Raw genomic sequence first — 14,756 nt, forward strand, 5'->3', positions numbered from 1 at the left:
ACCTCCATGAATGAATTCCTGAACTGGCTGCGGCACGATACCGCCGGCCTGCTTCTCCTGGCAGGGGCCGGCATTGCCCTCCTGTTGTTTCTGATCATCAAAGTCAAGGTAGAACCGTTCATTGCCTTGGTGGGTACCAGCGTGCTCGTCGCGCTGGCGGGCGGCGTGAGCATCGATGCCCTCGTCGGCTCGCCCATCAAGAGCGGTGACGCCCTCATCGAGAAGGGCTTCGCCGGGATCCTCGGACACATCACGTTGATCATCGGCCTGGGCACCGTCCTTGGCGCCATCCTGGAACGTTCCGGTGGTGCGGAGGTCCTGCTGGGCAGGCTCGTGAAGATCTTCGGCGAAAAGGGAACGCCGCTGGCCATGGGCGTCACCGGTTTTGTCCTCGGCATTCCGGTCTTCTTCGACATCGGTATTTTCGTGCTCGCGCCCCTCGTCTACGTGGCGGCGGTACGCGGCGGAAAATCCCTGATTCTGTATGCCTTGCCGCTCCTCGCCGGCCTCTCGGTGACCCACGCCTTCCTGCCACCGCACCCGGGTCCCGTGGCAGCGGCTGGCCTGTTCCACGTTGAACTTGGCTGGATCATCATCATGGGCCTCGCCTGCGGTATCCCCGCTTGGTTCGCTTCCGGCATTCTCTGGGGCCAGTGGATCGGCAAGCGCGTGCAAGTGGCCGTTCCGGAGGACCGCGTGATCCCGGAGGCAGAGGAAGCCGTTGGCCACGAGCCGCCTATGAGCGTCGTTGCCCTTGCCATCGGCCTGCCGATGCTCCTGATCCTTGGCGCCACCTTCGGCAATGTCTTCCTGCCCGCCGGTGGGTTCCGCGATGCGCTCGTGTTCTTCGGCAACCCGGCCATTGCGCTCACCGTTGCCGTTGCACTCTCCATGTGGCTCCTGGGCACGCGCCGGGGCATGAGCGCCAAGGACCTCTCCGAACTGAGCTCGGCCTCGCTGAAGCCGGTCGGCATGATCCTGCTTGTTGTTGGAGCCGGCGCATTCTTCGGCGCCGTGCTCTCGGCAACCGGGGTAGGCAACGCGGTGGCGGACACTTTGGCCAAGGCCGGGCTGCCGGTGATCGTGTCCGCTTACGTGATCGCCTGCGGCATGCGCCTCGCCCAGGGCTCGGCCACGGTCGCGATCGTGACCACCGGCGGCATCCTGGCCCCGGCGCTCACGGCCGGACACTATTCGCAGCCGCAATTGGCCCTGATTGTCATGGCCATCTCCTCCGGCTCCATCATCGCCAGCCACGTGAACGACGGCGGATTCTGGATCATCTCCAAGTACTTCAACATGTCAGTCAAGGACACCCTGAAGACGTGGACGGTGCTGGAGACCGTGCTCTCGGTAGTGGGCTTCGGCATGGCGGCGCTGCTGTACCAGTTCGTCTAAACGCTGAGCGACACGGAAAATCCCTGGCGCCTCCGGAATTCCGTGGGCGCCAGGGATTTTGGGGTTATAGGACAAAACGTGTGTATGGATTGTGCCTGCTTCCCAGTGTTGGCGGGCGAATTTCGGGGTAGCTAAGCTTTGGAAGCTTAGGGTGGCTGGGGTGCTTGCATATCTCTGGAATGTCTGGTCTGCGGTCAGGCGCTGGTACGGAACGGGAAAACGGCCGCGGGTAAGCAGCGCTACCGGTGCCTGGAATGCGGGGCGAGCCGCTCGGGTGAACGCCCGGATGTGAGCCGGCGTGCGGAGCTGGGTGCGTTTCTGGGCTGGCTGCTGGGTACCGGCGGCCAAGCGCTGGTTGACTCGTTCGGTACGGCCCGGTCCTTCCGGCGCCGCACGGCGTGGTGCTGGAATATTGCCCCCGCGATTCCGGCCACGGGCGAGATCCATGACCAGGTCCAGATCGACGGGATCTACGTCGGCTCGTGGTGCTGCCTGATCGCGATCGCCGGTGAGCATGTGATCGGCTGGCAGTGGTGCGACACCGAGAAGAAGGCCGCGTGGGCGGCGTTGCTTGGACGTTTTCCGGCTCCGCGGGTGGTGATCACCGACGGTGGTTCCGGGATCGCCGCCGCGCTCTCTGACTGCTGGTCGGATACCGCCATTCAGCGCTGCCTGGTCCATGTCCAGCGCAACGTGCGCACCTACCTGACCAGCAGGCCCAGGACCGAGGCCGGCAAAGCTCTCCTGCGCCTTGGCCGGGCCCTGACACGGATCAGCACACCCGCGCAGGCCGCGGCGTGGCTCGGCCACCTCAATGACTGGTACCAGAACCACGGGCAACTGGTCCGGGCCCGGACTTACCGCACCGCAGCCTCCCCCGGCACCGGCGTGGGTGCGGGCGAATCAGGCCTGGTGGTTTACCCATGACCGGCTCCGGAAGGCCTATCGCCTCCTGGAGCGGCTCAGCCAAGCAGGGAGCCTGTTCACCTACCTGCGTACCGAGTTCACAGGACTCGATATCGCGGCCACGACAAACCGGATCGAAGGCGGCACGAACGCGCAGCTGCGCCTGATTCTGCGGGCCCACCGCGGGATGAGCGAAGAGCACCAGAAGCGGGCCATCGAGTGGTACCTCTATCTCCACAGCGAAACTCCGGACCAGCCCGCCCAGCTCATCCGCCCCGAGCAATACACACCCACACGCCCGGCGGCCCAAACCGCCGTCGAGCAGCCACACGGACCCGAGGAATACGGCAACACAGCCACCGCAGAGGAAGGCCTCTGGGCCCGCAAAGGTTGGGCAGGACGCACGTGACACGCGCGGGATTTACACACGTTTTGTCCTATAACCCGGATTTTGCGTGTCGCGAGGCTTAAACAAAGAGCTCCGGAGTGCGTTATTGGGGGATACGCACTCCGGAGCGGACTTTGGAGCAGGTTCTTGGGGGTTCCTGCTGACAAATAGCTTACGTGCCCCAACAGCACTCCGCTACCAATCTGAATAACTACTTTCACTTTACTTTTTCCGGTCACGGGTTCACGGCGAAATCCGGCGTTTGATCGGGGTACCCGGCCCCTTGTAGTGCACCCGGCGCGGGCCTAGCGTTAACTTGCACAGGAAGGGGTGGTCCACGTGGAGATCTTCATGTGGTGGCTGGACATAGACCTTAAGAGCAAGGAATGGCTGCGCGAAAACCTTCGTGCCACTGAGCTTCCACTGGAAGTTCTGCAACGGATTGCGGATGTCGGAGGTCCGCGCCTTGAAGAGCTGGCCGGCGGGCTGAGCGACGCCGACTGGGACTTCATTGAGACGCAGTCCGAGTTCGTGGACTGAGGCGCTTTCCTAGACCGGTTCATAAAACCGTTGCGGCTCCCGCGCCGGGATGGTTGCATGGGGTGCATGGCTACCGCAGAGAGTTATGTCTTGGCGATCGGGACCAAAAAAGGACTGTGGCTGGCGCGCAGCTCAGACCGCAAGGAATGGTCCTTTTCCGGTCCGCACTTCCTCATGAGCGAGATCCCCAGCATCGGGATCGATACGCGCGGGGACAAGCCCCGGATCATGGTGGGCGTGCGCTCCGAACACTGGGGTCCCACCGTGGCCCACTCCGATGACCTGGGCGCCACATGGACCGAGCCCGAACAAGGCGCCATCAAATTCCCGGACGGCACGGATGCCGCTCTGGAACGGATCTGGCAGATCTACCCGGACTCCGCATCCCGGCCCGGCGTGGTCTGGGCAGGTTGCGAACCGATCTCTGTCTGGAAATCGACCGACGGCGGAGAACACTTCGAGTTGAACCGCGGCCTCTGGGACCACCCGCATCGCAGCGAGTGGGGCGCGGGTTACGGTGGCGCTGCCGCCCACTCGATCGTGGTCAATCCTTCCGGGGAGAACGTCCATGTCGCCATGAGCACGGGCGGCGTCTACCGATCGCTCGACGGCGGAACCTCCTGGGAGGCCCGCAACAAGGGGATCTCGGCCTACTTCATGCCGGATCCCAATCCCGAGTTCGGCCAGTGCGTCCACAAGATCGCCGCGGATGCCGCCGTCGAAGGCCGGTTGTATGCGCAGAACCACCACGGCGTGTACCGCACGGACGACAACGGCGAGAACTGGGTTTCAATCGCCGACGGCCTTCCGGCTGATTTCGGCTTCGTGATGCTCACCCACCCCCGCCGCGAAGGGACCGCCTGGGTGATCCCGATCAAGGCCGATAGTGAGCGGATTCCGCCGGACGGCCATCTCGCGGTGCACCGCACGGACGACGCCGGGAATACCTGGAAGCGTTTGGATGTGGGTCTCCCGGACCATGAATACAACGCCGTGCTCCGTGACGCAGCCGCGGTGGATTCTGCTGAACCTGCCGGGGTGTACTTCGGAACACGCGGCGGTTCGGTCTACGTTAGCGCTGATGAGGGCGAGTCCTTCATCGAAGTCGCCTCGCATCTTCCTGATGTTTTGTGTGTCCGGGCTGCAGTTGTCTCCGGCGTCGTCTCCGCAGATGTAGCCGACGAATTGGCCGCTGCCGCCGCAGCATCCAGCCTGCCGACCTAGGACGGACCTTGCCCGATATTACGGTGGTTTTGCCCAGTGTTCTCCAGCCCCTCGCCGGCGGGCAGTCCTACCTGACTACGCCCGCCGACGGAGCTGTGACCGTGGAAAGCTTGCTTGATGCTGTGACCGGGGACTACCCGGTGCTGGCCCGGAGGATCCGGGATGAAACCGGTTCGCTCCGCCGCTACGTGAATATTTACGTGAACGGCGAGGAGGTCCGGCGTCTGAGGGGTCTGGATACTGAGGTAGCTGCCGGCCAGGAGGTCTTGATCATCCAGTCCGTGGCTGGTGGCTGAGTGGTTCGGGGCCAGGTCAGGCCACTCGCCAGACTGTGCATTCGTCGGTATTGATGGCCTTGCGCAGGCCCGTCAGCTGATCCATGATCCAAACGACGCCGATGCCCGGGGCCGTTTCCTGGACGCTGCCCCTGCGGATGACAACGTCATCGTAGGAGGGTCCGACGGAGAGGCGGGCTTCGATCTGGTCGCCGCGGTGCAGCTGGTCAAGCGCGCGGATTCTTGTGGGGTGGGTTGATACTTCCTTCAACATGGTGGCCTCCCTGGCTGGAGCTGCCAGCATTTGCCGGCTATTCCAGTGTGGCGGGCCAATGTTGCGGTGTGGTTTCGTGCGGGTTAGCCGTGGGTAAGACTTCCGGGACAAAGAAAATCCGTGGTTCCACACGGGCCCAGAGGGCGGCCGGTGTGGAACCACGGATTTGTTTGGAGGGAGCGTCCTACTTCAGGCCGAGCTCCGCCGTCGGGGTCTTGAAGGATTCGCGGGCGGTCATCGCGGAGACCGCCGCGATGACGCAGATGACGCCGGTGAAGATGCTGATCTGGACCCAGCCGCCGGCCTTGGTGCCGCCCATTGCCGTCACGATGGTCGGGGCGAACCCTGCCATGAGGAAGCCGATCTGGGTGCCGATGGCCAAGCCGGAGAAGCGGACCTTGGTGCTGAACATTTCGCCGTAGAAGGAGGGCCATACCGCGTTTGCGGCGGCGTATCCGAGGGAGAAGTACACCACGGAGACCACGAACATGAGCGGCACGTTTCCGGATTCGAGCGTCAAGAGGAACACCGGCGTCATGATGGCGCTGGCTACGGCGCCGTAGATGAAGACGGGCTTGCGGCCGATCCGGTCAGCCATCCGGCCGAAGACCGGCTGGGTGCCAAGCGCGACGACGTTTGCCGCCACGACGAGCCACAGGGTGATGGTGCTGTTCACGTGGGCCACGTCCTTGGCGTAGGCAATGGCCAAGGTTCCGAAGACCGTGCTCACCGCCGAGATGAAGGCGCAGCAGATAACGCGCAGGACGTCGGCCCAGTGCAGCCGCAGAAGGTCGGCCACGGGAAGCTTGGCGATCTGGTTGTTCTTCTTGGCCTCGGCGAACGCCGGTGGTTCGTGCAGGGTGCGGCGGATGAAGAACGCTACCAGGACCACGACGGCGCTGAGCCAGAACGGGATCCGCCAGCCGATGCCGTACTTGACCTCGTCCGGGAGGGCGACGACGGGGATGAAGACCAAGGCTGCGAGGATCTGGCCGCCCTGGGTTCCGGTAAGGGTCCAGGAGGTAAAGAAGGAGCGGCGGTTGTCCGGCGCGTGTTCCAGCGTCATGGATGAAGCGCCGGCTTGTTCACCGGCGGCCGAGAGGCCCTGGCAGAGCCGTGCGAAGACCAGCAGCGCCGGAGCCCACCAACCGATGGACTTGAAATCGGGGAGGCAGCCGATGATGAACGTCGCACCGCCCATGAGCACCAGGGTAAACATCAGCACGCGCTGGCGGCCGATGCGGTCGCCGAAGTGCCCCAGGATGATGGCTCCAACGGGCCGTGCTACGTAGGCGAAGCCGAACGTCGCGAAGGACATAATGGCTGCGTTGGCGTCGGCGCTGGGGAAGAAGACGTGCGGGAAAATCAGGGCCGCGGCCGAACCGAAGATGAAGAAGTCGTAGTACTCGACGGCGCTACCGAGGAAGCTGGCGAGGGCGGCCTTCTTCGGCGTTCCTGCCGTGGCAGTGCCCGGCGTCGTAGACGGGATCGTGTGACTCATGGTGTTCCTTTTGTGTGACGGCGATGTCGCATCTGGCTGAAATGTGCGTACCTGGAACGTCGTTGTGGGTCCGGCAGCGGCCTCACACTGTAGCCACATTGTGAGAGCTACTTGTGCGATATAGCAATGATGACTGTGAGCGCAGTCACTTGTCAAGATATTTACTCACCATCTAGATATAGCTCTCACGATGTGGCAATCTTTAGGTATGGATGTGAAGGAAGACACAAAAACCGACATGATCGGCAAGGCCCTGGGCCTCCTGGTATTGCTGGGTAATGAGCCGAAGGGGGCCAGCGCCTCGGAGCTCGCCCGCCAGGCGGAGCTGCCCTTCAGTACCACCTACAGGCTGCTCGGATCCCTGACCCGCGACGGATTCGTTGACTACGAGGCCGACGGCCGCCGCTACCACCTGGGGCTTCGCGTCTTCCAGCTGGGCCAGCGGGTGTCCAATCACCATGGCTTTGCGGGTACCGCGCGGCCCATCCTGCAGCGCGTGACGGAAGGGACCGGCGAAGCCACCATCCTTTCGGTCCGGGATGGCCACCACCACCTCACGGTCAACAAGGTGGACGGTCCCCAGATGTTCCGGGTCACGAGTGATCCGGGGCATCTTGGAATGCTGCACACCACGGCCGTGGGCAAGGCGCTAGTTGCCTTCGCGGACGACGACGAGCGGAAGCAGTTGGTGGAAGAGCTCGGACTGGAGCCGCTGACGGAGTTCTCCATTACCGACCGCGACGCTTTCCGCCTGGAAATCGAGAAGGTCCGGCGCCAGGGCTACGCGATCATGGACGAGGAAAACGAGGTGGGCATGCGCGCCGTCGCCGTCCCGGTCCTCAATTCCCAGGGCGTTGCGTTCGCCTCGCTTGCCACCGCCGTCCCTGTCTTCCGAATGAGCGTGGAGCAGCTGGTGGCGGTGGTCCCCTTGCTGAAGAGCGCGGCGTCAGAGCTTGCCGACCGCCTGCCGCAGCGATAACGGCGCGTTAATAGCTATCACTTTTGTTCGCGATAAGAACACTAGTGCAATATATGAACATTTTGTGTAGTCTGATTCATACCGCCCGGCGGAGCAGCACGCTCTGGACGTCCCGAGGGAATCCAGGGAGGGCCAATCCGCGGGTGCAGTTGTCAAAGGAGCAATGAGCATGAGCAACCGAGCCGAATCCTTCCTGGTGGGCCTGATCGGTGAAGGCGTATCGCCTTCACTGACGCCGCCCATGCATGAGAGGGAGGCCGACGTCCAGGGGCTGCGCTACCTGTACCGGCCCATCGACCTGCTGGAGCTCTCCCTGCCCGGCTCCGCCGTCGGCGATTTGCTGACCGCTGCTTCCCGGCTTGGCTACAACGGCCTCAACATCACGCATCCGTGCAAGCAATTGGTGCTGCCGTTCCTGGACGAGGTTTCCGAGGACGCAAGGCGGCTTGGCGCTGTGAACACCGTGCTGATCAAGGACGGCCGCTTTACCGGCCACAACACGGACTTCTCCGGCTTCGGCTCAGCTTTGGCCAGCGGCCTTCCCGACGCCGGCCTGGAGCGAGTCGTCCAGCTCGGCGCCGGGGGTGCGGGCTCCGCCGTCGCATACGCCCTCCTTTCCGCGGGGGTCAAGTCACTGGACCTTGTGGACGTCGATCCGGCGCGCTGCGCGGAACGGGCGGCGGAACTTGCCGCGCTGTTCCCGGGCAGCACCGTCACGGCGCGCACGACGGCGGAGCTGCCGCAACTCATGCCGCTGGCCGACGGTTTGGTGCACTGCACCCCGGTGGGCATGGCCGCGCATCCAGGCCTCCCGCTGGACATGTCCCTCGTGGAACCCCGCCACTGGGTGGCTGACATCGTCTACCGACCGATCGAAACGCAGCTGGTGCTCGAGGCCCGCGCCAAGGGTTGCCGCGTTCTCGACGGCGGTCGCATGGCCGTGGGGCAGGCCGCCGACGCCTTCCGCATCTTCACCGGCCGCGATGCCGATCCAGAACGGATGCGGGCGCATTTCCTGGAGCTGGTGGGCGCCGAGGAATCCACGGCTGAAGAGTCGAAGGCCGACAACGCATTCGCCGGGGCGGGGCACTGATGCGCACGGGAATCGCCACGGTCTGCCTCTCCGGTACGCTCAAGGAAAAGATGCAGGCCTGCGCAATCGCGGGCTTCGATGGCATCGAGATCTTCGAACAGGACCTCGTCACCTCCCCGCTTAGCCCGGAGGACGTGCGGAAAATGGCCGCTGACCTGGGACTCGGACTGGACCTCTATCAGCCGTTCCGCGACTTTGACAGTGTCTCCGACGACATCCTGCAGGAAAACCTGCGCCGGGCGGATGCCAAGTTCAAGCTCATGTCCCGCCTCGGGATGGACACCATCCTGGTGTGCACCAACGTGGGAACCGCCACGATCGACGACGACGGCCTCCGCGCCGAGCAGCTCGCCCGACTGGCGGAATTGGCCGGGAACCACGGCGTCAAAGTGGCGTACGAGGCCCTGGCCTGGGGCAAGTATGTCAACGACTACGAGCACGCGCACCGCTTGGTGGACACCGTGGACCACCCCAACCTGGGCACCTGCCTCGACTCCTTCCACATCCTTTCCCGCGACTGGGACACCGCACCCATCGAGGCCATCAAGCCTGAGAAGATCTTCTTCGTCCAGGTGGCCGACGCCCCGAAGCTCTCCATGGATGTCCTGTCCTGGAGCCGCCATTACCGCGTGTTCCCGGGCGAAGGACAATTTGAACTGGCCAAGTTCATGGGCCACGTGGCACGCGCGGGCTATTCCGGCCCGGTCTCGCTGGAGGTCTTCAACGACGTCTTCCGCCAGTCCGATGTGGAGCGCACGGCCGTCGACGCGATGCGCTCGCTGATCTGGCTTGAGGAACAAAGCGCCAAATGGCTCGACGCGAAAGCGGCATCCCTTGCGGCGGAAGGCGTCTCTGGTGACTCGCCCGCCAACGCAGCCGGCCGCCGTCGTTATCCCATGGAACTGGCCACGCTGCCCAAGGTCGCCGAACCGGCCGGGTTCAACTTCGCAGAAGTCAAAACCGATGAGCCCGCACAGCTCGAAACCCTTCTGGGCCAACTCGGCTTCGAATTCGACGGCCGGCACCGGACCAAGGACGTGCAGTTGTGGTCCATGGGCCACGCCCGCGTCATCATCAACGAACAAGCGCCGTCGCACAGTGAACCCGCCATTGCGGCGTTGGGGTTCGACGTCGACTCTCCGGTGATTGCCTCGGCCCGCGCCCAGCAGCTCAAGGCTCCCGTGGTGCCACGCAAGGTGCAGGCGGACGAGGAAGTGTTCCAAGGCATCGCCGCCCCGGACTCCACCGAGATCTTCCTGTGCCAGGGCAGCCCGGACGGGACGGCGGCATGGACCAGCGAATTCGGGCAGACCCATGAATTCGGCGAAGGCCTCAAGCACCCTACAGCGGGAGCGCAAGCGGCGATCGACCACGTGAATTTGGCCCAACCGTGGCAGCATTTCGACGAGGCCGTCCTCTTCTACACGAGTGCCCTCGCGCTGGAACCTCAACCGTTCGCCGAAGTGCCGAGTCCCAGCGGCCTGGTGCGCTCGCAGGTCATGGTGACGTCCGACCGTGCCGTGCGCCTGGTGCTGAACCTGGCTCCGATGCTTCAGCAGGAGCCCGGCCAGAAGGGCAACGGCGCCCGCAAGAGCTACCAGGAACACATCGCCTTCGCGGTGGATGACCTCGTGGCCACGGCCCGGGCGGCGCAGGCACGGGGACTCGACTTCCTCCGGATACCGGCCAACTACTACGAGGACCTGGATGCGCGGTTCGCCTTGGATCCTGCCTTCCTGGCTACCCTCAAGGAATTGAACCTTCTCTACGACAGGGACGCCAACGGTGAATTCCTCCACTTCTACACCGCCACGGTGGGCAGCGTGTTCTTCGAAATGGTGGAACGCCGCGGCAATTACGACGGCTACGGCGCCCCCAACGCCCCCGTGCGGCACGCCGTCCAGTACGACTCGCTTCACGCCCACCACGTGCAGCGCTAAGCAGAAACTCAACCAGAAGCAACGAAAGAAACCACCCGAAAGGAGCCGGCCGTGCTGCTAGACGCAAATGCCGGGCACTACCAAGACGACGAGCTCGTACCGGCGGCCGAACCGCATGCCGGGCACTACCAAGACGACGAGCTCGTACCGGCGGCCGAACCGCATGCCGGGCACGCGCCGTTGGACGCCGCAGCCGAAACCCAAGCGGATCTCAGCGCCGAGATCAAGGCCATCGGCGAAGCGTACGCCCAGGCGCTCAAGAATGGTGCCGCGCCGGAGACCCAGCCCCGCCTGGACTTCGCGCCGTACCGCAGCAGCATCCTGCGCCACCCCACCAAGAGCCTGCACCACGCGGACCCTGAGACTATCGAGCTGTACTCGCCGGCATTCGGGCACCAGGACGTGCATGCGTTGGAATCGGACCTCACCATCCAGCACAACGGTGAACCCCAGGGCGAGCGGATCATCGTTCAGGGCAAAGTGCTCGACGGCGACGGCCGCCCGGTTGCCGGCCAACTCGTAGAGATCTGGCAGGCCAACGCTGCCGGCCGTTACATCCACAAGCGCGACCAGCACCCCGCCCCCCTCGACCCGAACTTCACCGGCGTCGGACGCTGCATCACCGGACCGGACGGCACCTACCGATTCACCACCATCAAGCCCGGCGCCTACCCATGGAAGAACCACCTCAACGCCTGGCGCCCGGCGCACATCCACTTCTCGCTCTTCGGCACGGATTTCACGCAGCGCATCGTCACCCAGATGTACTTCCCGGGCGACCAGTTGTTCCCGCTGGACCCCATCTACCAATCGATCGTGGACCAGGACGCCCGCGACCGGCTCGTCGCCAAGTACGACCATGAGCTGACGAGCCCCGAATGGGCCCTCGGCTACAACTGGGACATCGTCCTGAGCGGTTCGAAGCGGACCTGGACCGAAAACGAAGCCTTTGGCGACGCCGGGGACGAGGAGTAGAACATGAGCAAGCTGACACCCACACCAGGCCAGACCGTTGGCCCGTTCTACGGCTACGCGCTCCCCTTTAATAAGGACAACGAGCTCGTCGCCCCGGGCAGCGCCGGAAGCATCCGCCTGCAAGGCACCGTGTATGACGGCGCCGGAGAAGCCATCCCGGACGCCATCCTGGAGATCTGGCAGCCGGACTCCGAAGGCAAGGTAGTCCAGCGCACCGGCTCCCTGGTCCGCGACGGCTACACCTTCACCGGTTGGGGCCGCGCCGCGGTGGGCAACTCCGGTGTGTTCACGTTCACCACGGTCAACCCCGGCCCCACCGAAGCGGGCGCGGCTCCGTTCATTTCCGTCGCCGTTTTTGCGCGTGGCCTCATGAACCGCCTGTTCACCCGCATCTACTTGCCGGAAAACGAGGAAGCGCTCGCTGCCGACCCGCTGCTCAACTCCCTCGATCCCGAGCGCCGCAAGACCCTGATCGCGCGTCGCGACGCGGATGGCGGACTCACGTGGGATCTGCGCCTGCAGGGCCGGAACGAGACTGTTTTTCTCGACTTCGAAGGCGCCTCCCAGTGAGTGGCGACGGCGATTTCGGGCTGCTCAGCCCGGTTTCGGCGTCGCCCGCCGTGGTGGCGCTGACAGGTGACCGTGCGGTGATCGCGGCCATCCTCGACGTCGAAGCCGCCTGGGCATCCGTGCTCGAAGAGGCGGGCTTCGCGCCGGCCGGTTCTGCCGCCGTCGTCACCGAGGCCACGGAATCCTGGGCCTACGACGCCGCTTCCATCGCCGAACGCGCACAAGGTGGCGCCAATCCGGTCATTCCGCTGCTGGCCGATCTCCGGGGGAGGGTCAGGCAGCTCGAGGCTGGGCGCCCCGGCGGGCCGATCGGCGCGTTTGCCGCGGTGCACACCTCCCTGACCAGCCAAGACGTCCTGGATTCGGCCCTGATGCTGCTCGCGCACCGCGTGCTTTCGGCGCTTCTCGCCGAAGTAAAAGGTACGACGACGGCGCTCGCCGCCCTTGCGGAACAGCATGCGGACACGCTGTGCGTGGGCAGAAGCCTGACGCAGCACGCGCTTCCGTTCACCTTCGGGCTCAAGGCGGCGCAGTGGTTCCACGGAGTGGCAGCCGCGGCCCGTCGCCTCGAAGCGCTGGAGTTGCCCGTGCAGTTCGGCGGCGCCGGCGGCACCCTGGCCGCCGGCACCGTACTCACGGAAGGCTCGTCGTCGAGCCCCTTTGCGCTGGCGGATGCCTTGGCCGGAAGGCTGGACCTCGCTCCCGTTCCCGCACCGTGGCACACCAACCGGCTGGCGGTCACTGGACTCGGCGACGCCTTGGCTTCCCTCACGGACTCCTTCGGCAAGATCGCCTCGGACCTGCTGTTCCTCGGCCGACCCGAGGTTGCCGAGCTCGGTGAGCCCCTTGCCGCTGGCCGCGGAGTCTCGTCGGCCATGCCGCAAAAGCAGAACCCCGTGTTGTCCGTGCTGATCCGCAGCGCCGCACTCCAGGCGCCCGGGCTGGCTGCGCAGCTGCACCTTGCAGCCGCGAACTTCAACGACGAACGCCCAGACGGCGCCTGGCACAGCGAATGGCCTGCCCTGCGTGGCTTGCTTCGGCTCACACTCGGCGCAGCCACCCAGCTGCGCGAGCTCGCCGAAGGCCTCCGCGTCTTCCCAGAGGCAATGCGCCGCAACCTGGAAATCTCCGGGCCGTTACTCCTCAGCGAAGCCGTCGCATCCTCCGTTGCTCCGCTCCTCGGCGCGGACAGGGGCGAGGCGAAGGCCAAGCTTCAGGCCGTCGTCGACCAGACCCTGCAAGCACCCGCAGCCGAGCAAGCCCGGATCTACACCAAGCTCCTCCGCGAAGCCGTCCCGGCCAGCAAGCTGTCCGATGAGGAACTGCAGGCCCTTCTGGACCCCGCGAACTACACGGGTGAGGCTGCCGAGATCAGCCGTCGCATCTTCGCCGCGTACCCGGAATTCACACACACCAACCTGATGGGAACCGATCGTGGCTAAGCCCATCGTCAAGGCGGTGCTGCTGTCCCCGCAGCGCACGCTGGGGGAGAAGCCGCTCCTGGTGGTGGGGCCCTCGCTCGGAACGTCCACCGTGCTCTGGACCGAGACGGCAGCCCTGCTCGGCAACGAGTTCGACGTCATCGGCTGGGACCTGCCCGGCCACGGCGTCTCGCCCGCGGCCTCCGAAACGTTCCGCGTCGCCGAACTCGCGGACGCGGTGATTGACTTGGTGGACTCGATCGCGCCCGGTGCCGTGTTCCACTACGCCGGGGATTCCCTGGGCGGTGCCACAGGACTGCAGCTCGGCATCATGCACGGAGAGCGGCTCAAGTCCCTGTCCGTGCAGTGCAGCGGAGCGAAGCTCGGTACGCCCGAGGGATGGCTGGAACGTGCCGAAACCGTCCGCGCACAAGGAACCGCGGTGATGATCCAGGGTTCCGCGCAGCGTTGGTTCGCTCCCGGCTTCATGGATCGCCAGCCCGTGGTCAGCAGCCGCCTCCTGCATGCCCTGCGGGACGCCGACCGCTTCAGCTACGCCTTCTGCTGTGAAGCCCTCGCCGGATTCGACGTCAGCGCGGAACTCGGCAGCATCACTGTCCCCACGCAGGCACTGGCGGGCGTCGAGGACACCGTTGCGCCGCCGTCGTTCGCTGAAGAAATTGCCGCGGGCATCAACACCAGATTCAACACAGGTGGCGGCACCGCTATCGCTATTGCGCTCGACGGCGTCGGGCACCTTGCGCCCGCGGAGGCGCCTGCCGTCGTCGCGGACCTGATGCGGACATTCATGACGGAGGCCGGAAAATGAGCACTGATTCTTCGCAAGGCGCCGTTCAGCGCGACGCTAGCTCGCAGGAAATCTACGACGCCGGCATGGTGGTCCGCCGCGAAGTGCTCGGCGATGCGCACGTGGACCGCGCCAACGCCAAGAAGGACGAATTCACCGAAGACTTCCAGGACATGATCACCCGCATCGCCTGGGGAGGCATCTGGACCCGGCCCGGACTGACGCGGCAGATGCGCTCCGCCGTCACCATCACCGCGATGGTGGCGCACGGGCACTGGGAAGAACTGGCCATGCACATCCGCGCGGCCATCACGAATGGGCTGAGTAGGGACGAGATCAAGGAAATCCTGCTGCAGACCGCCATCTACTGCGGAGTCCCCTCCGCCAACACCGCATTCAAGACCGCTCAAGGCGTTTTCGCGGAGCTCGACGCGACCCCCGAAGCCCCCACGGCCCCTGAAGCC

General features: G+C 64.9%; 16 protein-coding genes. 14 read left to right on the plus strand and 2 right to left on the minus strand.

Annotation, left to right across the window (positions count from 1 at the left end):
* Positions 1-6 precede the first annotated feature (6 nt).
* The 6 genes from AC3WJM_RS07670 (at position 7) to AC3WJM_RS07695 (ending at position 4,752) form a co-directional block, all read left to right on the plus strand.
* Complete coding sequence (locus AC3WJM_RS07670) at positions 7-1,398, plus strand: GntP family permease (protein ID WP_284751074.1); 1,392 nt, start codon at positions 7-9, stop codon at positions 1,396-1,398.
* Positions 1,399-1,581: 183 nt separating this feature from the next.
* A complete protein-coding gene (locus AC3WJM_RS07675) occupies positions 1,582-2,325 on the plus strand; it encodes an IS1/IS1595 family N-terminal zinc-binding domain-containing protein (RefSeq protein ID WP_492271542.1) in 744 nt (247 codons plus the stop codon).
* Positions 2,291-2,713, plus strand: a complete 423-nt coding sequence (locus AC3WJM_RS07680) for a hypothetical protein (RefSeq protein ID WP_492271531.1) — start codon at positions 2,291-2,293, stop codon at positions 2,711-2,713. The genes AC3WJM_RS07675 and AC3WJM_RS07680 overlap by 35 nt, the downstream gene beginning before the upstream one ends.
* Before the next feature lie 318 nt (positions 2,714-3,031).
* The gene (locus tag AC3WJM_RS07685; protein ID WP_059388808.1) at positions 3,032-3,232 is read left to right on the plus strand and encodes a hypothetical protein; all 201 of its coding nucleotides are present in this window, start codon (positions 3,032-3,034) and stop codon (positions 3,230-3,232) included.
* Between the two features lie 57 nt (positions 3,233-3,289).
* Complete coding sequence (locus tag AC3WJM_RS07690; RefSeq protein ID WP_492271532.1) at positions 3,290-4,456, plus strand: WD40/YVTN/BNR-like repeat-containing protein; 1,167 nt, start codon at positions 3,290-3,292, stop codon at positions 4,454-4,456.
* Positions 4,457-4,464: 8 nt separating this feature from the next.
* Entirely contained in the window at positions 4,465-4,752 is a 288-nt protein-coding gene (locus AC3WJM_RS07695) for a MoaD/ThiS family protein (protein WP_492271533.1), read from the plus strand.
* 16 nt (positions 4,753-4,768) lie between these two features.
* Here the strand turns inward: AC3WJM_RS07695 and AC3WJM_RS07700 are convergent, their stop codons facing one another.
* Together AC3WJM_RS07700 and AC3WJM_RS07705 are read right to left on the minus strand one after the other, a co-directional pair.
* Complete coding sequence (locus AC3WJM_RS07700) at positions 4,769-5,005, minus strand: hypothetical protein (RefSeq protein ID WP_059388807.1); 237 nt, start codon at positions 5,003-5,005, stop codon at positions 4,769-4,771.
* 184 nt (positions 5,006-5,189) lie between these two features.
* On the minus strand, positions 5,190-6,506 hold the full coding sequence (locus AC3WJM_RS07705; protein WP_492271534.1) for an MFS transporter: 1,317 nt from the start codon (positions 6,504-6,506) through the stop codon (positions 5,190-5,192).
* 208 nt (positions 6,507-6,714) lie between these two features.
* Here AC3WJM_RS07705 and AC3WJM_RS07710 point away from each other — a divergent pair, with 208 nt between their 5' ends.
* The 8 genes from AC3WJM_RS07710 to pcaC all read left to right on the plus strand — a co-directional run.
* A complete protein-coding gene (locus tag AC3WJM_RS07710; RefSeq protein WP_441433822.1) occupies positions 6,715-7,485 on the plus strand; it encodes an IclR family transcriptional regulator in 771 nt (256 codons plus the stop codon).
* 169 nt (positions 7,486-7,654) lie between these two features.
* Positions 7,655-8,578: a shikimate dehydrogenase gene (locus AC3WJM_RS07715; protein ID WP_332603027.1), complete on the plus strand. Its 924-nt coding sequence runs from the start codon at positions 7,655-7,657 to the stop codon at positions 8,576-8,578.
* Positions 8,578-10,518, plus strand: coding sequence for a bifunctional sugar phosphate isomerase/epimerase/4-hydroxyphenylpyruvate dioxygenase family protein (locus AC3WJM_RS07720; protein ID WP_492271535.1), 1,941 nt, complete (start codon positions 8,578-8,580; stop codon positions 10,516-10,518). Before AC3WJM_RS07715 ends, AC3WJM_RS07720 begins: the two co-directional genes overlap by 1 nt.
* Before the next feature lie 180 nt (positions 10,519-10,698).
* Complete coding sequence (pcaH, locus tag AC3WJM_RS07725; RefSeq protein ID WP_492271543.1) at positions 10,699-11,493, plus strand: protocatechuate 3,4-dioxygenase subunit beta; 795 nt, start codon at positions 10,699-10,701, stop codon at positions 11,491-11,493.
* Between the two features lie 3 nt (positions 11,494-11,496).
* Positions 11,497-12,063, plus strand: coding sequence for a protocatechuate 3,4-dioxygenase subunit alpha (pcaG, locus tag AC3WJM_RS07730; protein WP_492271536.1), 567 nt, complete (start codon positions 11,497-11,499; stop codon positions 12,061-12,063).
* Positions 12,060-13,505 (plus strand): lyase family protein, encoded by a 1,446-nt coding sequence (locus AC3WJM_RS07735; protein ID WP_492271537.1) that lies wholly within the window; start codon positions 12,060-12,062, stop codon positions 13,503-13,505. Before pcaG ends, AC3WJM_RS07735 begins: the two co-directional genes overlap by 4 nt.
* Positions 13,498-14,313 (plus strand): alpha/beta fold hydrolase, encoded by an 816-nt coding sequence (locus tag AC3WJM_RS07740; RefSeq protein WP_492271538.1) that lies wholly within the window; start codon positions 13,498-13,500, stop codon positions 14,311-14,313. The genes AC3WJM_RS07735 and AC3WJM_RS07740 overlap by 8 nt, the downstream gene beginning before the upstream one ends.
* Positions 14,310-14,756 (plus strand): 4-carboxymuconolactone decarboxylase (pcaC, locus tag AC3WJM_RS07745; RefSeq protein ID WP_492271539.1); only part of this gene is annotated, 447 nt, incomplete at its 3' end. The genes AC3WJM_RS07740 and pcaC, both read left to right, overlap by 4 nt.

The sequence above is a fragment of the Arthrobacter sp. FW306-1B-G06A genome (assembly GCF_058781765.1).